20 protein-coding genes are annotated in these 22,693 nt (G+C 64.1%); 4 read left to right on the top strand and 16 right to left on the bottom strand.

What is annotated here, in order from left to right:
* Nucleotides 1-98: 98 nt before the first annotated feature.
* The 6 genes from IVA74_RS16785 to IVA74_RS16760 all read right to left on the bottom strand — a co-directional run bounded on the left by IVA74_RS16785 (nucleotide 99) and on the right by IVA74_RS16760 (nucleotide 8,640).
* On the bottom strand, nucleotides 99-662 hold the full coding sequence (locus IVA74_RS16785; protein ID WP_247345938.1) for a hypothetical protein: 564 nt from the start codon (nucleotides 660-662) through the stop codon (nucleotides 99-101).
* A 247-nt stretch (nucleotides 663-909) separates the two neighbouring features.
* Complete coding sequence (locus IVA74_RS16780) at nucleotides 910-2,616, bottom strand: response regulator (protein ID WP_247345935.1); 1,707 nt, start codon at nucleotides 2,614-2,616, stop codon at nucleotides 910-912.
* Nucleotides 2,613-4,127 carry an ATPase domain-containing protein gene (locus IVA74_RS16775; RefSeq protein ID WP_247345932.1) on the bottom strand — a complete coding sequence of 505 codons (1,515 nt, stop codon included), beginning with the start codon at nucleotides 4,125-4,127 and terminating at the stop codon, nucleotides 2,613-2,615. Before IVA74_RS16775 ends, IVA74_RS16780 begins: the two co-directional genes overlap by 4 nt.
* Before the next feature lie 245 nt (nucleotides 4,128-4,372).
* On the bottom strand, nucleotides 4,373-6,070 hold the full coding sequence (locus IVA74_RS16770; protein ID WP_247345929.1) for a GMC oxidoreductase: 1,698 nt from the start codon (nucleotides 6,068-6,070) through the stop codon (nucleotides 4,373-4,375).
* A 106-nt stretch (nucleotides 6,071-6,176) separates the two neighbouring features.
* Nucleotides 6,177-7,736 (bottom strand): carboxyl transferase domain-containing protein, encoded by a 1,560-nt coding sequence (locus IVA74_RS16765; RefSeq protein ID WP_247345927.1) that lies wholly within the window; start codon nucleotides 7,734-7,736, stop codon nucleotides 6,177-6,179.
* Nucleotides 7,666-8,640, bottom strand: coding sequence for a helix-turn-helix domain-containing protein (locus tag IVA74_RS16760; protein ID WP_247345924.1), 975 nt, complete (start codon nucleotides 8,638-8,640; stop codon nucleotides 7,666-7,668). Before IVA74_RS16760 ends, IVA74_RS16765 begins: the two co-directional genes overlap by 71 nt.
* A 94-nt stretch (nucleotides 8,641-8,734) precedes the next feature.
* Here IVA74_RS16760 and IVA74_RS16755 point away from each other — a divergent pair, with 94 nt between their 5' ends.
* The 4 genes from IVA74_RS16755 to glsA all read left to right on the top strand — a co-directional run bounded on the left by IVA74_RS16755 (nucleotide 8,735) and on the right by glsA (nucleotide 14,271).
* A complete protein-coding gene (locus tag IVA74_RS16755; protein ID WP_247345921.1) occupies nucleotides 8,735-8,956 on the top strand; it encodes an acetyl-CoA carboxylase biotin carboxyl carrier protein subunit in 222 nt (73 codons plus the stop codon).
* A gap of 166 nt (nucleotides 8,957-9,122) precedes the next feature.
* Complete coding sequence (locus tag IVA74_RS16750) at nucleotides 9,123-10,289, top strand: TAXI family TRAP transporter solute-binding subunit (protein WP_247345918.1); 1,167 nt, start codon at nucleotides 9,123-9,125, stop codon at nucleotides 10,287-10,289.
* Between the two features lie 36 nt (nucleotides 10,290-10,325).
* Nucleotides 10,326-12,401, top strand: coding sequence for a TRAP transporter permease (locus tag IVA74_RS16745; protein ID WP_247345915.1), 2,076 nt, complete (start codon nucleotides 10,326-10,328; stop codon nucleotides 12,399-12,401).
* A 22-nt stretch (nucleotides 12,402-12,423) separates the two neighbouring features.
* Nucleotides 12,424-14,271 (top strand): glutaminase A, encoded by a 1,848-nt coding sequence (gene glsA / locus IVA74_RS16740; RefSeq protein ID WP_247345912.1) that lies wholly within the window; start codon nucleotides 12,424-12,426, stop codon nucleotides 14,269-14,271.
* A 16-nt stretch (nucleotides 14,272-14,287) separates the two neighbouring features.
* Here glsA and IVA74_RS16735 read toward each other — a convergent pair whose 3' ends face one another.
* From IVA74_RS16735 to denD, 10 genes are all read right to left on the bottom strand, one after another.
* On the bottom strand, nucleotides 14,288-14,590 hold the full coding sequence (locus tag IVA74_RS16735) for a nucleoside triphosphate pyrophosphohydrolase family protein (protein ID WP_247345910.1): 303 nt from the start codon (nucleotides 14,588-14,590) through the stop codon (nucleotides 14,288-14,290).
* Between the two features lie 26 nt (nucleotides 14,591-14,616).
* Nucleotides 14,617-15,144, bottom strand: a complete 528-nt coding sequence (locus IVA74_RS16730; protein ID WP_346730953.1) for a carboxymuconolactone decarboxylase family protein — start codon at nucleotides 15,142-15,144, stop codon at nucleotides 14,617-14,619.
* 493 nt (nucleotides 15,145-15,637) lie between these two features.
* Entirely contained in the window at nucleotides 15,638-15,997 is a 360-nt protein-coding gene (locus IVA74_RS16725) for an OB-fold domain-containing protein (protein WP_247345905.1), read from the bottom strand.
* On the bottom strand, nucleotides 15,994-17,130 hold the full coding sequence (locus IVA74_RS16720) for a thiolase family protein (protein WP_247345902.1): 1,137 nt from the start codon (nucleotides 17,128-17,130) through the stop codon (nucleotides 15,994-15,996). Before IVA74_RS16720 ends, IVA74_RS16725 begins: the two co-directional genes overlap by 4 nt.
* A complete protein-coding gene (locus IVA74_RS16715) occupies nucleotides 17,127-18,350 on the bottom strand; it encodes a CoA transferase (protein ID WP_247345899.1) in 1,224 nt (407 codons plus the stop codon). Before IVA74_RS16715 ends, IVA74_RS16720 begins: the two co-directional genes overlap by 4 nt.
* A 115-nt stretch (nucleotides 18,351-18,465) precedes the next feature.
* Entirely contained in the window at nucleotides 18,466-18,672 is a 207-nt protein-coding gene (locus tag IVA74_RS16710) for a hypothetical protein (RefSeq protein WP_247345897.1), read from the bottom strand.
* Between the two features lie 128 nt (nucleotides 18,673-18,800).
* Nucleotides 18,801-19,970: an acetyl-CoA acetyltransferase gene (locus IVA74_RS16705; RefSeq protein WP_247345894.1), complete on the bottom strand. Its 1,170-nt coding sequence runs from the start codon at nucleotides 19,968-19,970 to the stop codon at nucleotides 18,801-18,803.
* Between the two features lie 59 nt (nucleotides 19,971-20,029).
* On the bottom strand, nucleotides 20,030-20,680 hold the full coding sequence (eda, locus tag IVA74_RS16700; protein WP_247345889.1) for a bifunctional 4-hydroxy-2-oxoglutarate aldolase/2-dehydro-3-deoxy-phosphogluconate aldolase: 651 nt from the start codon (nucleotides 20,678-20,680) through the stop codon (nucleotides 20,030-20,032).
* An 11-nt stretch (nucleotides 20,681-20,691) separates the two neighbouring features.
* Complete coding sequence (locus IVA74_RS16695; RefSeq protein ID WP_247345886.1) at nucleotides 20,692-21,672, bottom strand: sugar kinase; 981 nt, start codon at nucleotides 21,670-21,672, stop codon at nucleotides 20,692-20,694.
* Between the two features lie 23 nt (nucleotides 21,673-21,695).
* A complete protein-coding gene (denD, locus tag IVA74_RS16690) occupies nucleotides 21,696-22,682 on the bottom strand; it encodes a D-erythronate dehydrogenase (RefSeq protein ID WP_247345883.1) in 987 nt (328 codons plus the stop codon).
* Nucleotides 22,683-22,693: the final 11 nt, after the last annotated feature.

The following is a 22,693-nucleotide window of genomic DNA, read 5'->3' as shown; positions in this document are numbered from 1 at the left end:
GTAAATACGAATATCATTCCAGCGCAGGCTTGACAGGGTGTTTTGCCCGACGGCTCCACGGCTCGTTACGTGCCCCCTGCCCTTGGCCGGCTGGTCTCTCAAGTGACCGAACCGCCGCGCGGGTTGACGATCGTATACCCACGCAATGAACGCGCATGCATTCGAGTCGCGTGTCCGCCCGAGTTGGCGTCGTAGGCCAACCAGGTGTCCCCTCCCAGGTGTTGTTCGAGGACGAACACATGTCCGCGTCGGGCTGCGACCATTCCCGGTGCGGGTGATGTCCGCGGAAAGCGCAGCCAGTTCGCCGCAAGATTCAACTCCGGCACGATACGGCCGAACACGCGCAGAGCCGCGCCGCAGCCGCAGAAGGAGGAAGGGCAACCTGCCGGACGACTGCCGACAATGCGAGCCCCAGCGATGCTCGCCGTCGCGGCGCCGCCTGCGTCGGTCACTGTCAGTTGCGTCGCGCGATAGGCTTGTAATGAGGACCTGGACGTTAGCGAGGACCTGGGAATCCGCTCACGGCGCGTTTGCGAATACGAAAGGTCGCAGGGCATCGTGACATTGCATTCGGGTGCTTGATGAATTCGATAGGGCCGTGCTTCGGAAGCGACTGAGCTAAAGGCAACAAATAGACACGCAGAAAGAACCGGCTTGAACATTGCAGGGCTCCAAATTGGAAGGACCCTGCCCCGACAACGAGAAACCAACAACAGTTTGGCTGAAATGGGCTCAAAGAGCGGCTGAAAGTGGCTGCCCTTGCAGGCCGCTCCCTGCAATCATCATAATCCACACGTAGCGACGGGCATGATTGGCTCGCAGAACGCGAATGCTTATCGTTGCAACTGAGACGCGGCTGCGTGTGCATTCGCTACTGACGCCGGACTGCAAGCCGATCATGAGGCCCAATCACGACGCCCCAGAGCGCTTGCTTTCCGCGTCAATTCGAAAGTCCGACTTGGCTGCGCCGAGCGCTGCGGCGAGTTCGTCGATGTGGTAGGGTTTCGGCAAAATCTGGACGCCGGCCGTTTCGGCGTCGCGAACCGCGGCTTCGGCGTATCCGCTCGTCAGCAGAACCGGGATGTCGCTTCGCCGTCTCTTGATCTCGCGCGCGAGTTCGACACCGTTCATGCCGCCCGGCATCATGATATCCGAAAACACCAGATCGACGGAGCGGCCGTCCGCCAGGGCACCGAGCGCCGCCGCAGCACTCGCCGCGCGCGTCACTTCGTAGCCGAGTTGCGCCAGCATCTCGCTCACCAGCGCGGCGACCTCGTCATCGTCTTCGACGAGGAGGATCCGGCCATGGTTGGCCTTCTTCGGCCGCGCCCTGTTCAGATCGATGAAATGGCGTTCACCAGAAGGGATGTTCCTGGATCGCGGCAGATAGAGCTCGATGCTGGTGCCCTCGCCGACCGTCGATTTGATTCGAACCGTCCCTCGTGACTGCGTCGCAAATCCGTGGACCTGGGCAAGCCCCAGGCCCGAGCCTTTCCCGACATCCTTGGTCGTGAAGAACGGCTCGAAGACCCGCGCCAGGATCTCCGGGCTCATTCCAACACCTCTATCGACCACGGACAGACGAACGTAATCGCCCGCGATCTCGTCCTCGGTCAGGCCGGCCAGGTTCTCGCCACGGACAACGATCGTGCCACCGCTCGGCATCGCATCGCGGGCGTTGACCGCCAGGTTGAGAATGACCAGTTCGAGCTCTCCCGGATCGACTTCCACCGGCCAAAGACCATCCGGAAAATCGAACTCGACGTGAACGTCGCCTCTCAGGCTCCGATCGAGCAATTCGCGCATGCCGCCGATCTGCGATGCGATGTCGACAGCCACGGGCCGGAGCTTCTGCCGCCGCGAAAAAGTCAGAAGCTGCCTGGTCAAGCCGGCACCGCGCTGCGCCGCCTGGACCATTCCTTCCATGAGACGACGCCGACGATCAGGATCTGTCTGCCGGTCGAGCAAATCGAGGCCGCCGGAGATCACCATTAGCAAATTGTTGAAGTCGTGAGCTACGCCGCCGGTCAATTGTCCGATGGCCTCGATCTTCTGGGCCTGACGAAGGGTCTCCTCGACGCGGGCGCGCTCTTCCATTTCGGCCCGCAGATGCTTGTTGGCCTCCTCGAGCGCACGGGTGCGCTCGACCACGAGCTTCTCGAGCTCCTGGGCCGTCCGCTCGCGCGCCTGCAGCAAGGTTCGAATTTCATATTGCCGCCGGCGGGCCCGCATTGCGGATTGAACCGCGCTCGTCAGCGTGATCGGCTGAACCGGGCGTTCAAGCAGCGAAACGTTGCGGAGTGTCTCGACGATACTGCGGCGCCAGGCAACCACCGCCGGCTGCTCCCGATGGCTGGTGAGAATGACAAAGGGCAGGTCAGACCAGGGCGGCTGCCTCTCGATCCAATGTGCCAGCGGCTGGGTATCCTTCCCGAACAACCCCTCCTCGGCCAGAAGGACCGCGCCCACGCCCGCCGACATCTCGCTGACCAGTTCAGGGAGACCTCGACAATTGATCGCTACGAGATTCGAATTACGTAAAAGCTCGACCGATGCCGGTCCATCGCGGCCGATCGGGGCAAACACGAGAACGCAATGATCGCGGGCAGCGCTCATTCCGCCGGTCCTTCTGGTATCTCCGTGCCCGTATAACGTGGATTTCCGGAGAAGATGCCGCTGAACTCGCTCAGCGGAGGACCCAGCGTGATGCCGGCACGGCCAAGGCGAAACTCGCGGATGGTATTTTCATGATTGCCGCTGCGTTTCTTCACGACCGAGAGGGCACGCCGCACCGTTCCGCCGACCTCGAAATAGCGCAGCATGAGCACGGCATCGCTCAAATAGCTGATATCGAGAGCCGTTTCCATCGGGCCGACCAGCCCATGTTGGGCGAGGATCAGGACGGTCAGCACGCCTTTTTGCGCGAGATAGCTCAGGAGCTCATGCATCTGGAGGATGAGAAATCGCTCATCCGGCATCGCGTTGAGGTAGCCGTTCAGACTGTCGATGACGACAATTCTGGCGTTATCCTTTTCGACGCTCTTGCGCACATTGGCGGCGAATTCCCCGGGGGACAGCTCGGCGGGATCGATCTGTTGAAATCGGATGAGTCCCGATTGCAGGTAGCTTTCGAGGGGCATCCCAAGCGTTCGAGCCCGGGCTTCCACGGTGCCCCGACCTTCATCGAAGGCAAAGAACACCGCATGCTCACCGCGTTCTGCCGACGCGATCGCATAGGTCAGCGCGAGAGACGACTTGCCGACACCGGCGGCGCCCAGAAGAAGCGCACTGGTGCCGCGCTCGAGCCCTCCTCCCAGAAGGAGATCGAGCTGCGCGTTGCCGCTGGGCGTGAACTCGCCGACAAACGAGGCGTGATGTTCCGCCGCCACCAGACGGGGGAATATCCGCACACCTCCCGCTTCGATCGTGAAATCGTGGAAGCCGCCGCGAAACCGAATGCCGCGCATCTTGATCACGCGAAGCCGCCGGCGCTCTGCTCCATAATCGATGGCGAGCTGTTCGAGCATGACGACGCCGTGCGCGATCGAATGGAGTTGCAAATCGTCCTGGGAGGACGAGAGGTCGTCGAGGAGAATGACCGTGCAATTGCGGTTGGTGAAAAAGTGCTTCAGGGCCAGAACCTGGCGCCGGTACCGCAGCGGGTTCTGCGCAAGGAGGCGCAGCTCGGACAGGCTGTCCAGCACCACGCGCGCGGGATTGATCCGTTCGACTGCCTTGAATATCAGGCCGGTCGTTTCGCTCAGCTCCATTTCGGCGGGATGGAAAACGGTGAGCTCCCGGTCCGGATCGAGCGTCGTCTCCGGCGGGACAAGTTCGAAGATGTCGACGCCTTGCAGCGACCAGCCGTGGCGCTGCGCAACCAGCGTCAGCTCACGCTTGGTTTCCGACAAGGAGATATAGAGCACGCGTTCACCGCAGCGGGCGCCCTCAAGGAGGAATTGAAGCGCCATGGTGGTCTTGCCCGAGCCGGGCCGACCCTCGTAGAGATACATGCGATTGGGATCGAGCCCGCCATAGAGGATGTCGTCGAGGCCCTGACTGCCGGTCGAGATCCTCGGCAAATCTTCGGACTCGCTGGTTTGGGCCCCGCTCGAAGAATCGGTCATAGAACCCCCTGAAGGTCTATCGCCAAAAAAGACGCGCCCTGGCCCGGTTCGGGGCCGCGCAGCCTAGCGCCCCGGTTCCAAGCCGAAAGGCGAGATTTGGCAAAGAACGCCCGAGGCCGGTTCCCGGTTCCGCATCAGGACGGATGCCCCAGACCGTCCCCTGCGGAACAGCTCCGGGTATTCTCCTGCATAATTTCAGCTTCTACCGCCTGATTCGCGGCGGACGGCGCAAAAAGCGAACCGGCTCACTGCATCATCGCAGCCGCGATCTTCTCCGCCGACATCAGAACCGGAAAGTTGGTGTTGGCGCAGGGCACCACCGGAAAGATCGAGGCGTCGACGACGCGCAGTCCCTGCACGCCCTTGACGCGGCCCTCTGGATCGACCACCGCCATCGGATCTTCCGCCCGGCCCATGCGGCACGAGCAGGAGGCGTGCCACACGCCGATGGTCGCCTTGCGCACGAAGGCTTCCAGCGCCTCGTCGTCGTTGATCACGTCGTCGAAGGTAAAACCCTCGACCACGAAATTGTCGATCATGTAGTGGCGCAGCGCCGCCGGCCCGTCCATCAGGGCCGCGGCGATTTTTGTCAGTATCCGGTTCCTGGTGTTGACCACGCCGATCTTGCGCACGCGGTCGGTATAGGAGGCCGGGAACGGCTTGTCCGTCACGGCCCTGACGACGTCGCTCATCTGCACGGCCGCCATCTTGCGGAAACCGCTCATCAGGCGATCGAGATCGCGGCGGTCGGATAGCAAGTTGAACTCGACGATCGGCTCGGCTGCCGGGTCGCGCGAGGCGAGCTTGACCTGTCCGGTCTCGGAATAGGTCTTGTTGACGAACGTCAGCAGCGATCCGATCTGCTCGCCGACCGCGTGCCAGGCCGATTTGCTGAGCAGGACGACGAACATGTCGCCTTTCGGCACGCCTTCGAGCCCGGATGAATAACGCAGGCCAAGCTGCATGTGGCGCCTGGTGTGCTCGTTCATGCGCGCGCCGCGGCGGACAAAGGACGACAGCGAGATCGAGGGATGATCCATCAGGCGCTGGCCGACACCTTGCAGCCCCATCAGGACTGGAATGCCCATATCCTTGAGGTGACCGACCGGGCCGATGCCGGCGCGCAACAGATGCGCCGGCGAATGGATGGCGCCGCTGGAGAGAACGATTTCACGGCCGCGGAATTCCTGCTCCCGTCCGTCGACAGTCGCCTTCACACCGACGCACCGCGTGCCTTCGAACAGCAGCTCTCTGACTTGCGTGTTGGTGGAGATCGTCAAGTTGGCGCGCTTGCGCGTAGCACGATCGAGATAGCCCATCGCGGCCGAGACGCGTTGCTCGGCCTGGTTGGAGTGCGTCACCGGGAAAAACCCGTCGACGAACTCGCCGTTCTGGTCGGCCAAGTATTGGTGGCCGGCCTGCTGGAAGGCGTCGGCGAACGCCTGCGAATGTCGCGTCCAGTGCTCCCGCGGGATCCGGCGAACCGGGATCCGACCGTCCTTGCCGTGGTACGGGCCGTCGAAATCGAGATCACGCTCGACCTTCTTGAAGAAGGGCAGCACGTCATTCCAGCTCCAACCCGCGGCGCCGCGCGCTTCCCATTCGTCGTAATCGGTCGGCGCGCCGCGGTTGGCCATCTGGCCGTTGATCGAGGAGCCGCCGCCGAGCACGCGCGCCTGCTCGTATTTGCGTAAGGGCGGACGTCCCTCGTTCGGATTGTTGTGGCTGACGATCTGGGTCGTGACCTTGAGCTCGGTCCAGTGGAAGCGCGGATCGAAATAGGCCGTGCCCGGATAGCTGTCCCTGATCTCGGCCGGCTCGTCGCCGGGCGGCGTGTCCTGTCCGGCTTCGCAGAGCAGTATCTTGTTGGCGCTCTTTGCGGAGAGCCGGTGGGCCAGCACGGACCCCGCCGAGCCGCCGCCCACGATAATGAAGTCGTACACGATTGGCGCTTCCTCTTGTTCTTGTCCGGGGAGCGTAGCGCGTTCTTGTTTTGAGGTCACGCCATCGCTGCCGCGGCAAAGCGCGAGCAGCCCTCGACGGCTCTGCTTACGGCCTGATCGTCATGCTCTCCGGCGGCCCGGGCTTTCGCAGCGGCTCCGCCAGTCGCGCGAACTCGCACAGCAGCGACCTCGTCTTCCGGGGATCGATGATCTCCTCGACCCAGAACTTTTCGGCGGAGCGGAACGGCGAGCGCAGCTTGTTGAGGCGCTCCTGGATCTCCTTAAGCTTCGCCGGGGAATCTTCGGCCGCGTCGATGTCGGCGCGGTAGGCGGCTTCGATGCCGCCTTCGAGCGGGAGCGAGCCCCAATAGGCCGAGGGCCAGGCGTAGCGGATCGAGAAGCGGTCGGCCGGCTGATGCACCACGCCGGCGACGCCGAAGGCGTTGCGCAGGATCACCGTGCACCAGGGCACCGTGGTCTGGTTGACCGCGGCCATGGCGCGGACGCCTTGACGGATCGTGCCGGCCTTCTCGGCATCGAGGCCAATCATGAAGCCGGGGCAGTCCATGAGATAGACGATCGGCAAATGGAAGGTCTCGGCGAAGTCGACCCAGCGCACCACCTTCTGGCAGGCATCCGCGGTCCAGGAGCCGCCGTAGTGAAAGCTGTCGCTGGCGAGCAGCATCACCGCCCTGCCCTCGAGCCGCGCGAGACCGACGATAACAGGCTTGCCGAAATTCCTGGCGACCTCGAAGAACGAGCCCTTGTCCACGACCGATTCGATGATCGGCCGCATCTTGTAGACCTGCTTGCGGTTACGCGGCACCGCGTTCATCAGCGCCTCATCGGTGCGCTCCGGATGGTCGGTGCAAGGCAAGGTCGGCGGCAGCTCGTAGACCGACGACGGCAGATAGGACAGGAACCGCCGCGCGCAGGCAAAGGCCTCCTCCTCGGTGTCGACGGCATGATCGACCGCGCCGGCGCGGGTCTGGATGTCGGCGCCGCCGAGTTCTTCCTTCGAGAGGTCCTGCCCCAACGCCTTCACCACCGGCGGGCCCGCGACGAACATCGCGGATTTTTTGGTCATGATTGAATAGTGGCTGGCGGCAAGACGCGCGGCACCGAGCCCCGCGACCGAGCCGAGGCCGAGCGCGACCACAGGCACGCGCGACAAATTCTCCGTCGTGAAGCGATACCAGCGTGTGCCGCCGATGCCGCCCGGCAGATTAGCTGCGCCCTTGGTCTCGATGGTCTTGACCGAGCCGCCGCCGCCGGAGCCTTCGATGATGCGCACGATGGGCAGACGGAAATCGTGCGCCATCTCCTCCGCCATCAACGGTTTTGCGGAGATGGACGCATCCGCCGAGCCGCCGCGCACGGTAAAGTCGTCGCCGACCACGACGACGGTGCGGCCATCGACGCGCGCGCGTCCAAACACGCAGTTCGCCGGCGTCAATTTCTGCAACTCGCCGCTGGAATCGTATTCGCCGATGCCGGAGACGGCACCGATCTCGTGAAAGCTGCCCTTGTCGGTCAGTCTGTCGATACGCTCCCGAACAGTCAGTCGGTCCTGGTCATGCTGACGCTTGACCTTGTCAACGCCGCCCATCTCCCGCGCGAAGGCTTCGCGCCGGGCGAGCTCGTCGAGTTCCGGCTTCCAGTTCATTCACGCCCTCCGAATTGATCGGCTTGTTATTGTTGTGCACGGCCATTGCGACCGGTTTGCGCGAGATGCGATTGTTGAAGACGTCGCCTTCCGCGCCGTCCATCAGGCTGCCGAGCGAGCGGCCGAGCGCGACCATCAACGGAGCGACCTCGGCATGCAGACGCTGCTCGTTATACATCGACGACAGAAGACCGATCGTGATCACCACAAAAGTCTGGTACTGCGGCGACCAGATCGGCACCGCGAGCCCGTTGATGTGCGGGCTCCACAGGCCGCAGGCCACGACATAGCCGTGATCGCGTAGCGACTGTCGATTGGCTTCGATGCGGGGCCGCAGGATTCTCGCAGCCTCGGGGGCTTCCCGTTCCATATCCGTGATGAAGGAATCGCCGACCTCCGGTGCCAGCGCCGCGGTGTAGGCTGCTCCCGCAGCGGTCGACGCCATCGAGATACGGCTGCCGGTGCCCTCGTGCAGGCCGAGCGCCGAAGCCGAGCGCGCGAACTGGAGATAGACCAGATGAAAGCGATCGGGCACGACGAAGCCGACAGTACCAGGCAGTTGCTCGGCGACTTCCTGGAGCCGCTGGCGGATCATGCTGCGCAGCTGCGCGCCCTTCATCATCGAGGCGCTCATCGCCACCGCGCTCGGCCCGATGCGATATTTTTGATCGCGTGGCAGATAGACCAGCTGTCCCATCCGCGTCAGCGTGTGCGTGAGCCGCGACACCGTCGAGCGCGGCAGGCCGCAGCGATTTGAAATCTCGAGATTGCCGAGCCTGATCTCGTGGCCCTCGAAGCATCGCAGCACGTCGAACGCGCGCGACACCACCTGGATGACATCACCCTCACCGGCATCGCCGGCGAACGCACCCTGTCTACTCAACCGCTCTGAACGTCGTCCCATGATCCCTACCGCTTGTTCCGCTCTGCGGAATTAAATTCCACTTGCGGATGACGCTACCTCAGGCATTTTGCGACGACAACAAAAAGGCGATGGCATGCCAAATATAAAAATCGTCACTGAGGTCGCGGGACGCATCTGCGCAATGCCCGTGCAAGTTGGAGGAACCGTTGCGGATGGCGACGAAATTGTGGTGATCGAAGCGATGAAGATGGAGATACCTGTGCCGTCGCCCGCGAGCGGCACGATCACATCGCTTCTGGTGAAGCTCAACGACGTCGTTGCCGAGGGACAGGCGATCGCGATCGTCGCGAACTGACCGCATTATCCGCAGTTTCCGCGACAATCTGTCAGCCTCATTGCTGCGCTCGCGGTACGGCGTTGCCATCGCTTCATCGCGATGACATGATCTGTTTCAAACAAACCCTGTTTCAAACAAAGAAAGAAAATCGTCGCGGCAAACGCGAGGATCATTGGAGGGAAACATGCTTCGTGGGCTGATCGTGCTCGCGCCTGCCTTGGTGGCGGGCATTTCTTTTGCGTCTACACGCTATGCAGCCGCCGAAGACATCAAGCTGCCGGCAACATTGACGTTCACGGCCTATGACACCGGCACCGCCGGCTTCAACATCGCGGTCGGCGTCGGCAAGATGATGAAGGACAAATACTCAACCGACGTGCGCGTGCTCCCCGCAGGCAACGACGTCGCGCGTCTCGCGCCGCTGCGCGCCAAGCGCGCGGTCTCGTCCGCGATGGGATCGGGCTCCTACTTCGCGCAGGAAGGCGTGTTCGAGTTTGGAACCAGGGAATGGGGCCCGCAGCCGCTTCAGATCATGCTCTCGTCGGTCGACTGCAACTGCGGTACGCTTGGCGTCGCTGCCGATGCCGGCGTGAAGGATCTGAAGGACCTCAAAGGCAAGCGCGTCGGCTTCGTCGTCGGCTCGCCGGCGCTGAACCAGAATTCGCTGGCGGTGCTCGCCTTCGCCGGATTGACTCAGAAGGACGTCAGGATCGTCGAGTTCGCAAGCTACGGCGCGATGTGGAAGGGCCTGATCAACAACGACACGGATGCGGCCTTCGGCACCACCATCACCGGCCCCGCCAAGGAAGCCGAGACCTCGCCGCGCGGCCTGATCTGGCCGCCGCTCCCCGCCAACGACAAGGAAGGTTGGGCGCGGATGCAGAAGGTCGGCTCGTTCTTCTTCCCGCAGACCGCGACCTGCGGCGCCGGCATCTCGCCGGACAAGCCGATCGAGCTCGGCAACTACCCCTACCCGATCTTCGTCGCTTACGCCTCGCAAGCCCCCGACCAGGTCTATGCGATGACGAAGGCGATGATCGTGAACTACGATTCCTACAAGGACTCCGCACCCGGCGCCGGCGGGCTCGCGGCCGATCGCCAGACCAAGAACTGGGTGGTGCCGGTACACCCCGGCGCGGTGAAGGCGCTGAAGGAAGCCGGGCAATGGAGTGACGCGCAGGACACGCACAACAACAGACTGATCAAGCGCCAGGAGGTGCTTGGCGCCGCGTGGGCCGACTACGGCAAATCCAACCCGCCTGCGGATGACAAGGCGTTCCTCGACGGCTGGATGAAGGCGCGCGCCGCTGCGCTCGCGAAAGCCGACATGCCGAACGGGTTCGACGAATAATCGTCAACGGTTAATTGCCCACGCGCGGGGTCGATCATGTCGTCTGCTTCAGTCTCCACCGCCCCGCAGGACGAGGCCAAGCGGGTCGTGTTCGACGATCCGCATGGCGCCGCCGGCAACATGCAGGAAGCGGAGGTCACGCGCGTTCGCAGCTTGCGCGGCGCCTGGCGCTGGACGCTGGTGGCCGCGACCGCCGCGACCATCCTGCTCTGCATCAACCAGCAATTCTCGCTGCGCTTCTTCGTCGGTTACACCCAGCTCAACACGGAGTACTTCTATCTCCTGATCGCGCTGATGCTGCCCTTCACGTTCCTGATCTTCCCGGGAACCACGCGCGCGCCGCTCGACCGCATTCCCTGGTATGACCTTCTCTGCTTCGTCGTGACCTTTGCCGCCGCACTGCTGCTGATGTCGAACGTGCGCAAGGCCGCGGAGGCCGGCTGGGAATTCGGCGGCGCGCCGAACAGCGTCATCGCCGCCGGCCTCGTGATGTGGGTGATGCTGATGGAGGCGCTGCGCCGTACCGGCGGCTGGAGCCTGCTCCTGAGCGTGCTCCCCTTCACGGTCTATCCGCTGTTCGCAGAGTCCGGCTGGCTCGGGCCGTTCCGCGGCACGCAATCGACGCTGGAGCAGGCGACCGCCTATCACGTGCTGTCGGGCGAGAGCCTGCTCGGCATTCCCATCCAGGCGTTTGCCGACACCGTGATCGGCTTCCTGGTGTTCGGCACCGCGCTGATGATGACCGGCGCCGGAAAGTTCTTCATCAACCTCGCCTTCGCGCTGTGCGGCACGTTCCGCGGCGGCGCGGCGAAAGTCTGCATCTTTGCCAGCGGCCTGCTCGGCATGATGTCGGGCTCGATCATCTCCAACGTGCTCACCGCCGGCACCATGACCATCCCGGTGATGAAGAAGAGTGGTTTTCGCGCCTCCTACGCCGGCGCGATCGAAGCCTGTGCCTCGACCGGCGCGGTGCTGGCGCCGCCGGTGATGGGCGCGACCGCCTTCGTAATCGCACAGTTCCTCAATGTTGGCTATGCCGACGTCGCGATCGCCGCGATCATCCCGGCCGTACTCTATTATGTCGGCCTGTTCATGCAGGTCGATTCCTATGCCGCACGACACGGGCTGAAAGGCATCCCGCGCGCAGAGCTGCCGCGGATCATGGATACGATCCGGGACGGCTGGTACTACGTCTTCGTGATCGCGCTCCTGATCGTGATGCTCTTGTACTTCAAGCGCGAAAGCCACGCGCCGTTCTACGCGACCGCGCTGCTGCTGGTCCTCAACCAGCTGTTCTCGAAGGACACACGTTGGACTGTCGCGACCATCGGCAAATTCCTCGAGGTCAACGGCCGCACCTTCGTCGAGCTCGTCGGCATCCTCGCCGGCTGCGGCCTGCTGATCGGCGCCTTCTCGATGACCGGCGTGGTGTCGAGCCTCGCCAACGACCTGCTGCGCATCGCCGGCGACAATCCGTTCTTGCTGCTCGGCATGTGCGCCCTCACCAGCCTGATCCTCGGCCTCGGCCTGACCACGACGGCTTGCTACATCTTCCTCGCCATCCTGGTCGCGCCCGCGCTGGAGAAGCTCGGGCTGAACAAGATGGCCGTGCACATGTTCATCTTCTACTGGGGCATGCTGTCGTCGATCACCCCGCCGGTCGCGATTGCTTCATTCGCAGCCGCAGGTATCGCCGGCTCGCCTGCGATGAAGACGGGCTGGGAATCGATGTGGGTCGGGAGCATCATCTATTTCATCCCGTTCTTCTTCGTGCTCAATCCGGCGCTGGTGCTGCAGGGGGAAAGCCCCTATCTGGCCGGCCTCGGCCTGATGGCGCTTGCGGCGTTCGGCACGCTGTTCATCTGCGGCGGCATCCAGGGCTACCAGCCCTTCGTCGGCGATCTCCGCGGCGCCGGTGCGCTGGAATGGCCGATCCGCGTGCTGCTGGTGATCGGCGGGTTCGTGGTGGCCACCCCCGGCGGCGGCATCATGCCGCTGTCGCAGATGCAGGTGACGCTGCTCGGCCTCGCCATCCTCGTGCCCACGGTTTTGCTCGCCCTTGTTCTGGTCCGGCGGCAGACCATGATGCCGGACGGGTTGCGCGTGCCCTGATTGCGTTGCACAAAGAGAGGCGATGAAACCGCTTTCGCCGCTCGCCACCGCCTGGACCCGCTCAAAGCCGCCTTTGCTGCGGTTTCTGGACAATTGCCTCAACGAATTCTCGGCGGAGACCTCGGGCGCGGTCGCCGACTACATTCCCGAGCTGAGCAAGGCCGATCCTGCCCATTTCGGCATCAGCCTCGCGACCCTGGACGGCCATGTCTACGAGGTCGGCGACTCCAGGGTTCCCTTCACTATCCAATCAATGTCAAAGCCGTTCGTGTTCGCGCTGGCGCTGGACCTGCTCGGAGCGACCAGGGTCGAGAGCGCGATTGGCGTTGAGCCCTCTGGCGATCCGTTCAACTCGATCCGGCTCAATTCCGAAAACCATCCGTTCAACCCGATGGTCAATGCCGGCGCGATCGCCTGCACCGGGCTGATCTACGACAGCAAGGGCGCAGACGCCTTCGAGCAGATTCGCCTCGCGCTTAGTCGTTTTGCCGGGCGCGACCTCGCCCTGGACGAGGCCGTCTACGCTTCCGAAAGCCAGACCGGCGACCGCAACCGCGCCATCGGCTATCTCCTCAAGACCAATGCGGTGATCTCGGACAATGTCGCTGCCGTGCTCGACGTCTACTTCCGGCAATGCGCGGTGCTGGTCACCGCGCGCGACATCGCGGTGATGGCGGCAACGCTCGCCAACCGCGGCGTCAATCCGGTCACGGGCGAGCAGGTGCTGACGCCTTACGCGATCTCGCGCACGCTGTCGGTGATGACGTCGTCGGGCATGTACGACTATGCCGGCGAATGGATCTACCGGATCGGCATCCCCGCCAAGAGCGGTGTCGGCGGCGGGATTCTGGCCGCCCTTCCCGCCCGCCTCGGGCTCGGCAGCTATTCGCCAAAGCTCGACAAGCACGGCAACAGCGTGCGCGGCATCAAGGTCTGCGAGGCGCTGTCCTCGCATTACGACCTTCACATGCTCAACCGCAGCGACGATGCGCGCAACGCGGTCATCGCCGACTACGACATCGGCAAGAGCCCGTCGCGGCGCGTGCGCCGTCCGCAGGAGCGCGATATTCTCGCGGTGCACGAGCAGGAGGTGCGGATCATCGAGCTGGTCGGCACGCTGTCGCTATCGGCGGTCGACTATGTCTCGCGCCGGCTTGCGGGCCGGCCGCGGCCGCAATTCGTGATCTTCGATCTGCACCGCGTCACCTCCACCACGCGCGCGGGTGCGCGGCTGGTCGCCGAAGCGTTCGAGGAGCTCGCGGCGCTGAATGTGACCGTCGTGCTGTCAGGCGTCAGGCGCGCCTCCAAGGAATGGGACAGCCTGCGGGAATGGACCGCCGAGCTGAAGAACGTCCGCGATTTCTACCTGCTCGACACCGCGATCGAATGGGCCGAAGACCAGATCGTCTATCGCCATGGCGGCTCGATCGATTTCCACGAGACCACCGAGCTTGCCGAGCAGCCGCTGCTAGCAGGCATGAGCGAGGAAGAGCTGACCGACCTCGCCTCGATTTGCACGATCCGGACCTATGCATCCGGCGCGAAGATCATCACGACAGGCGCTGCAGCTGATTCCCTGTTCTTCCTGCGCAGCGGCGCGGTGCATGTCACCCTGCCCGACGGCGTGCGGCTGGCAACGCTGACGGCCGGCATGGCGTTCGGTGAGATGGCGCTGATTGAGACCACCCGCTCCGCGGACGTGTTCGCGGACATGGCAGCGACGGCGCACGAGGTGCAGCTGAAGGACTTCGAGCGCTTCCGCAAGCAGCATCCTCACGCCAGCGAACGCATCATGCGCAATCTGGCGCAGCTTCTGGCCGAGCGTCTGATTGTCGCCAACGCCAAGGTGGATATCCTGACCTCGACCTGAGCGCGATGATTGCGGCTCAGCGGCTCGCCGCCTCGCTCAGCCGCCGATTGATCTTGGCCGCACTCGCCTTGAGCAATTCGGATGGCTTCTGGCCGGTCGCCGCACACAGGCAGGCCCAGTAATAGATGACGTCGCCGAGCTCATCGACGAGACCTGCCTGATCGAGCCAGTCGTCGCGCAGCAATTTCTTGATGTGCTCGGCGACCTCGCCGGATTCGCCGGCGAGGCCGAGACCGAGATAGGACAGCCGCTCGTTGGACGGATGCTCATCGACTTTCGCAATGCTCGCGGCCCAGGCCGTGTATTCATCGATCGTCATCGCCAGACCTCGCCGCGGTTTTTGGATCAGCCCACCACTTCCGTCACAGGCTGAAGATCGATCTCGAACGTCTCAAGGAATTTCGAGGTCATGATGTAGAAGCCGACCGAGAGCTGCAATTCAACCAGCGCGGCCGGCGTCAACTTCGATGAGATCGCCTTGAAGGTCGCCTCCGTCGGCTTGTTCAGCTTGACGATCTCGTCGGTGAAGGCGAGCGCGGCGCGCTGTGTCTCGTCGAAGCAGTTAGCTGACTGCCAGGTCTCGAGCGCCTGGTTCTGCTCGTCGGTGACGCCGACATTCTTGCCGATGCGCTTGTGCGCGACGATCTCATACGGCGCCTCGCACAGAATTCCAGTGCGGGTAATCGCGAGCTCGCGCACGATGGGGTCAAGTTCGCCCTTGTGGCGGATGGCGCCGCCCAGGCGGCAGTACTGCTCGAAATAGCTCGGCGAATGCGACATCATCCGGAAGATGTTGGCATTGCGGTTCTTGTCGAGGATTTCGCGGGTGCGGTCGGATGCCTTCGACGGGTCGCTATAGTTGATGCGGGCCATGATTTTCCTGATGTTTTTGTCGAAGGCTTTCTCGGAGCCTTTGATGCTCATTGTCGTTGCCGGCGAAAGTTCCCTGAAACTCTATTCGCGGAGAGACGCAGGAGCAACAACATCGAGTCAAAATGCCGCCGCATTGCTGATCGACGTTGGTACAGTCGATATTCGCTGCGTGGGGACTAGATCGCAGCGGATACTCGAAGTGGGGTGTTCCGAGTAAAATAATTGGCCGTCCTTGCGCTCGCCGCGCATCGATGAGTCACGCCCAAGTCTAGGGAGAAAAGACATGAAGGAAGCCACCAAGGGGGCGGCCTCGGAGGCGCTCGCGCATATGCTGGCCGTGATGGCTATGCTCGTCATCGCCAGCATCTTGTTCTACGGGCGTTAGGTAGAGTTTTTGCGTTTTCGTCATTCCGGGGTGGCTCTCGCACAGGCCAGGCCCAGAACTCCCGTTCCAGGCTCGGTCCCTTGGACCGCCCCCGAATGACGAATCCCACTATTTTCCCTTCGTGAAGAACGGCACCAGCTTGCCGGCAAACGGCTTAAAGCTCGCGACGACCTCATCGCCGATGGCGAGATCATTCTCACCATGCGCCATCATGCGAAACCCTTCGGCGCAATCGACCAGCAGAATATTGTAGGGCACGTGCGCGCGCGTCTCAGGCGTGGCGGCACGGCAGACCAGCGATGTCGCGTACACCCTGCCCTTGCCGCTGGCGCGCGCCTCGCGCGGATCGGACGTGCCGCAGGCCGCGCAGAAAGCGCGATGGAAATACTGCACATGGGTGCAGGAGGTGCAGGTCTGATAGGTGACCGCCTCTTCGCCCCTGGTCCAGTCCGCTAGACGCTCGCTCATCGCACCCGCTCCAAAAACATGCTGACGTGGGACGACAGTACGCCGCCGTCGCCATGGAGCAACGCGATCGAGGCGTCACGCACTTGGCGGGTAGCCGCCCGCCCCGTCATCTGCAGATGCGTTTCGACCAGATGCGCCATGGCGCCGCCAACGCCGCAATGGCCGTAGCTGAGCAAGCCGCCATGGGTGTTCAGCGGCATCGCGCCGTCGCGGCCGAAATGCCCTGATCGTACGCGGGCGGCTGCCTCGCCGCGCGCGGCAAGACCGAGGTCTTCCAGCAGCATCGCGAGCGTGATGGTAAAGCTGTCGTAGATGGCGGCGTAGCGCACGTCGGAGATCGCAAGGCCCGTGGCCTCCTTGACGCGGGCGACGGAGATCTCGGCGCCGAGCTCACTGAGGGCGGGCGCAGCGGTGACATGCTGATGGGTATGCGCCTGGGCACAGCCGCGAATGCGTACGCCAGCCTCTCCCGTCCGCTCGCGGCTGATGACGAAGGCGGCGCCGCCGTCGGAGACCGGGCAGCAGTCGAGCAATTTCAGCGGCATCGCCACGGGCTTCGAGGCCATGACGTCAGCGACCGTGATGGGATCGTGGAATTGCGCCCCGGGATGGGTGCAGGCGTGTGCGCGCATCAGCACCGCGAATTCGGCGAGGTCTTCTTCCGTCACGCCGTATTCGTGCATATAGCGGGTAGCGACGAGGCCGTAATAGGCGGGAATGGTCGGCCCCAGCGGCACCTCGTAGTCGGGATGGCCGACCTGCGCCAGCGCCTGGATCGAGGCATCGCGGCTCTGCCCGGTGAGGCGGTTCTCGCCGCCGACGACCAGCACATTGCGGGCGACGCCTGCTTCGACGAGATGATGGGCGAGCATGGTCATCGCGAGGCCGGTCGCGCCACCGACCTGGACGGCGTGGGCATAAGCCGGACGGATGCCAAAATGTTCGGCGAAGACGGTCGCCAGCATGATGTGCGGCGAGACGGTGGAGTAGCCGCAGAGGATGCCGTCGATCTCGGCGCGCTTGAGCTCCGCATCGTCGAGTGCGGCCTGCGCGGCTTTGCTCATCAGGTCGAGCGAGGATGAGCCTTCGTGCTTGCCGAAAGATGTGAGGCCGACGCCCGTGATGAAGCTCATGGCAGCACCTGTGCATCGTCATTCCGAGGCGGCGAACGGGTGACGCCGTCGCGGACCAGCGCGTCGATCTCGTCCGCGGAATAGCCGATCTCGCGCAAAATCTCGGCGCCGTGCTCGTTGAGCTGCGGCGCCAGCCGCACCGGCTCGGCCTCGGTCTCCGACCAATTGGCCGTCACCTTCATGCTGCGGATCGGCCCTTCGGTCGGATGGTTTACGACCGGGAAGAAGTTCGTGGCGTCCAGATGCTCATCGTGCAGCATCGACGCGAGGTCGTGCATCGGCATCACAGGCACGTCGGCCCTGGTGAGCAGGTCGATCCATTCCGCAGTGCTGCGCGTCTCGAAGATGCGCGCGAGCTCGGCATAGACGACGTCGATGTTGGTGGCACGGCCGGCAAAGCTCGCAAATTTCGGATCGGCGCGCAGATCGTCGCGGCCCGTCGCCTTGAAGAAGTTCTCCCACTGCTTGTCGTTGTAGACGATGACGCTGAGATAGCCGTCCGATGTCTTGTAGGGCCGGCGGTCGCGCGAGAGGTGGCGCGCGTAGCCGCCCTTGTCGAGCGGAGGCTCAAAGGTGAGGCCGCCCATGTGGTCGCCCATGACGAAGCCGGCCATGGTCTCGAACATCGGGATGTCGACGCGCTGGCCGCGTCCGGTGCGGTCGCGGTGCACGAGGCTGGCGCAGATCGCGCCGACGGCGGTGAGGCCGACAATGCGATCGACCAGCGCGTTCGGCACATAGCGCGGCACACCGTCACCGGTCTGCGCCATCAGCGCCGGCAGCGCGGTCGCGCCCTGGATCAGATCGTCATAGGCGGGTTTTGCAGCATACGGTCCGTCCTGGCCGAAGCCGAACACGCCGGCATAGACCAGGCGCGGATTGATTTTGGAGACGACGTCATAGCCGAGCTGGAGCCGTGCCATCGCCTGCGGACGGACGTTGTAGACGAGCACATCGGCGTCCTTCAGCAGCCGCAGCACGGCGTCGCGGCCGGCGGGCTTCTTCAAATCGAGACAGATCGAGCGCTTGCTGCGGTTGGTGTTAAGGAACACCGGGCCCATGCCGGCGTGACGCATCGGGCCGATCAGGCGGGTGACGTCGCCGTCGAGCGATTCCACCTTGATGATGTCAGCACCGTAGTCGCCGAGCATCTGGGTCGCATAGGGCCCCATCAGCACGGTTGTCATGTCGACGACCTTGATGCCCTTCAGCGGCCCCATTGGTTCGCTCCCGATTGCGCGGGCAGAAGCGGCCCCGCGATTTCGGTCCAGCTAAAGGCAGCAGCGCCGCGCGCGCAAGGGCGGCCGGCGTATGGCCGCATGCGCCGCGCGTCCGCTATTTCTTCTGGCGGGATTCACGGATCTTGATGAGACGGTCGAGTTCGTCGTTCTGCTGGTTGATGCGGTCGGCGATCCGCGACTCGTTCTGCTCGCCCGAGGCCGCCGCGGCCTGCTCGATGAGCTGCCTTATATTGTCCTCGAGGATCGCGATGCGGTCGTTCAGTGCGTTCATCGACAGCGAGTCTTCGTAGTCATTGCTCATGATGCATTTCCCGCGAATCAATCAGAGCCATACGGTGGGCAAAGCGAAGCGTGCCCACCATGATCTAGCGCAAACAAGTTGGCGGGCACGGCGCTTGCGCGCCTTTGCCCACCCTACAAGGCCGGAGCTTACTTCAACGGCTCCAGCACGGAGACGTAGTTGGCGACGGCCGCGCCGCCCATGTTGAAGATGCCGCCGAGTTTTGCGTTCTTGAGCTGCATGCCCTCGGGCGCCTGGCCGGCGAGCTGCATCGCGGTCATCACGTGCATGGAGACACCGGTGGCGCCGATTGGATGGCCCTTGGCCTTCAGCCCGCCGGACGGATTGACCGGCAGCTTGCCGTCCTTGAGCGTCCAGCCTTCCTTGATGGCGCGGGCGCCCTGCCCCCTCGGGGTCAGGCCCATCGCTTCGTACTCAATCAGCTCGGCGACGGTGAAGCAGTCATGGGTCTCGACGAAGGAGAGATCAGACAGCGTGATCCCGGCCTGCTCCAGCGCGCGCTGCCAGGCGACCGTGCAGCCTTCGAACTGGAGGATGTCGCGCTTGGACATCGGCAAGAAATCCTGGGCGTGCGCGGTGGCGCGGAAGCCGATCGACTTGCTCATGGTCTTGGCGGTCTCGGCGTCGGCCAGCACCAGTGCGGCTGCGCCGTCAGAGACGAGCGAGCAATCAGTGCGCTTCAAGGGGCCGGCGACGTAAGGGTTCTTCTCGCTCTCGGCGCGGCAGAAATCGAAGCCAAAATCCTTGCGCATCTGGGCGTAGGGATTGGCGACGCCGTTCTTGTGGTTCTTGGCCGCGATCAGCGCCAGCGCATCGGACTGGTCGCCGTATTTCTGGAAATAGGAGCTGGCGATCTTGCCGAACACGCCGGCGAAGCCGCCGACGGTGTCACCGTCCTCAGGCAGGTAGGATGCCTTCAACAGGTTCTTGCCGATCTCCGGCCCCGGCGTGCGCGTCATCTGCTCGACGCCGACGACCAGCACGATCTTGGCCGCACCCGCAGCAATCGCCCGCACGCCCTGATGCACGGCGGCGGAGCCGGTGGCGCAGGCGTTCTCGACGCGGGTGGTCGGCTTGAATCGCAGCTTCGGGTCGGCCTGGAGCACCAGCGAGGCGGTAAAATCCTGCGGCGAGAAGCCGGCGTTGAAATGGCCGAGCACGATCTCATCGACGTCGGACGCGGAGATACCGGCATCCGCCATCGCCTCATTGGCGACGCGCGTGACGAGGCTTTCGACGGTTTCGGTGTCGAACTTGCCGAACGGCGTATGCGCCCATCCAACGATGCTGGCGGTCATGGTCTTTTCTCCCTACGGTCTCTTACTGACCTAAGTCTTAGCCCAGCGATGGCAAGACTTCACGCGGCTTTCAGGGCCTTGATCGTGCGCTGGCAGATGGCAGTTATGCCGGCCCAGTTCCCGGCCTTGATCTCCGCCGCCGGGCACAGCCAGGAACCGCCGACCGCAACCACGTTGGGCTCGGCAAGCCAGGTCGTCGCATTCGCCTCGCCGACGCCGCCGGTGGGGCAGAACCGCACGTTCGGAAACGGACCACCGAGCGCGCGCAGGCCCTTGATGCCGCCGGCCTGCTCGGCCGGAAAGAATTTTGCAACGTCGAGGCCATGGGCCAGCGCCATCATCAGCTCGGACGCCGTGGCGATGCCCGGCGCGAACGGCAAGGAGCTGTCGGCGGCAACCTTAAGGAGATCCGGGGTCAGGCCCGGGCTGATGCCGAACGCGACGCCGAGCCTCTCGACACGGGCGAAGTCTGCCGGATTGAGAATCGTGCCGATGCCGACGATCGCCTCGGGTACTTCGGCCATCATCGCCCTCGCGGCCTCGATCGCAACAGGGGTGCGCATGGTCACCTCCAGCGTGCGGACGCCGCCGGCAACCAGCGCACGCGCCAGCGGCACCGCATCCTGGATCCGCTCGATGGTGAGGACGGGGATGACGGTCGCGGCCTTGAAGAGCGCGACGAGGTGGTTCTGTTGGGCAGTTGTGGTCATGGGTCTCGATCTTACTTGGTCGCTTGACGAGAGGTCGCCGGCCGGTGCCGCTTCTTCGGCGGCATGGCATAACCCGGAATGATGGCGCCGGAATAGCAGATCACGAGGCTGGCGAGGCGATGCCCGGCCTGGGCGGCCTCGACCGGGTCGGAACCGGCGAGCCGCGCCGCGATATAGGCCGCCGCAAAGCTGTCCCCGGCCGCCGTGGTGTCGACCACCGGCTTGGTCATGGGCTCGGCGCGGACCTCGTGGGTGGCTCCGGCAAAGCGCAGCAGGCTGACCGGCTCGGCGAGCCGGAACACCAGCTCGGGGCTCGGGATGCGCGCCATCAGCTGGTCCAGGCTCTCGCCGGGATAGAGGGCGAGCAGATCCTCGGTCGAGGTCAGCACGATGTCGGCGGCCGCGAAGGCCGCTGCAAACACCTCGCGCGCGACATCGCGGTCCGGCCACCCTCGCGCGCGAAAATTGGTGTCGAACACGAAGCGGGTGCCGAGCAGGCGCGCGCGCTTGATCGCCGCGAACAGGCGCTCGCGTCCGGCCGCATCGTAGATCGAGAGCGTGATCGCAGAGAGATAGATGATGTCGTAGCTCATCAGCGAGTTGAGCAGCTCGTTCGTCTCCGGCAAGTTCATCAGCTGGCGCGCCGCCGCACTGTCGCGCCAGTGGAAGAACTGGCGCTCGCCCTTCGCATCCAGCTGGATCATGTAGAGGCCGGGCAGCTTGCCCGCCAACCGCGCGACACGCCTTGTGCCGACGCCCTCCGAGGTCCAGGCCGCGATCATCTCATCGCTCAGGGCATCGTCGCCAAGCGCGGTGAGATAATCGACCTTGACCTCGAGCCGCGCCAGATACACGGCCGTATTGAGGGTGTCTCCGCCGAAGCCGCGCGAGTACAGGCCACCGCCCTGCCCGGCAGACTGTCCCGAAGACTGTCCGCCCTGGGCCTGCCGAAGCTCGACCATACATTCGCCGATGCAAGCAACGCTCGCCATCACTTTACCCGCTCAGTCAGAGATCAGGCGACGAAATTGCCGCCGAGCTCGTCTTCGATGTGAATGCGGATGATGTCGTCGAAGGTCTTTTCCTCGGTGGTGAAGCCGAGCTCGAGCGACCGCTTGGCATTGAAGTTGCGCGGCCAGCCGCCGACGATGCCGACGATGAAGGGATCGGGCTCCCGCTTGATGCGGGCGGCGACCTTGTCGCCCGCGACACGCTTCAGCGCAGCGATCTGCTCGCCGACCGTCGCCGACAGGCCCGGCATGGTCAAATTGCGGCGCGGACCGACGGTGGCGAGGTCCATGGTGCCGGCATGCAGCAGGAAGCCGACGGCGGAGCGCGGCGTGGCGTGCCAGTGACGGACGTCCTCGGAGACCGGCAGGATCACGTCCTTGCCGGCCAGCGGCTCGCGCAGGATGCTGGAGAAGAAGCCCGACGCCGCCTTGTTGGGCAGGCCGGGCCGGATGCAGATGGTCGGCAGGCGAATGCCGATGCCATCGAGGAAGCCGCGGCGCGAATAGTCGGCCAGCAGCAGTTCGCCGATCGCCTTCTGGGTGCCGTAGCTCAACAGCGGCGTGTGGAAAAACTCGTCGCCGATCGCCTCGGGGAACGGCGCGCCGAACACCGCGATCGAGGAGGTGAACACCACGCGCGGCTTGTAGCCGCCGCCAGCGAGCCTGACCGCGTCGAGCAGCATCCGCGTGCCGTCGAGATTGATGCGGTAGCCCTTGTCGAAATCGAGTTCGGCTTCGCCCGAGACGATCGCGGCGAGATGGAAGATCACGTCCGGGCGGCCGGCGATCAGCTTTTCGGCAGCGCCGGGGACGGCGAAGTCGCTCGATACCGTCTCGACGGCAAAACCGGCCTTTTCCGGCGTCTTCGGCTCGACCACGTCGTGCATGGTCAGCTTGGTGATGTCGCTCTTGCCGAGCCGGCCGTCGCGCAGCAGCCGTTCACACAATTTGCGGCCGACCATGCCGGCGGCGCCCAGAACCAGAATGTGCAAGAGCCTACTCC

The organism is Bradyrhizobium sp. 132 (assembly GCF_023074185.1).
In the GTDB taxonomy this organism is placed as follows: Bacteria; Pseudomonadota; Alphaproteobacteria; order Rhizobiales; family Xanthobacteraceae; genus Bradyrhizobium.
Note: the sequence above shows the minus strand (reverse complement) of the source record. Positions and strands in the feature narration are given on the sequence as shown.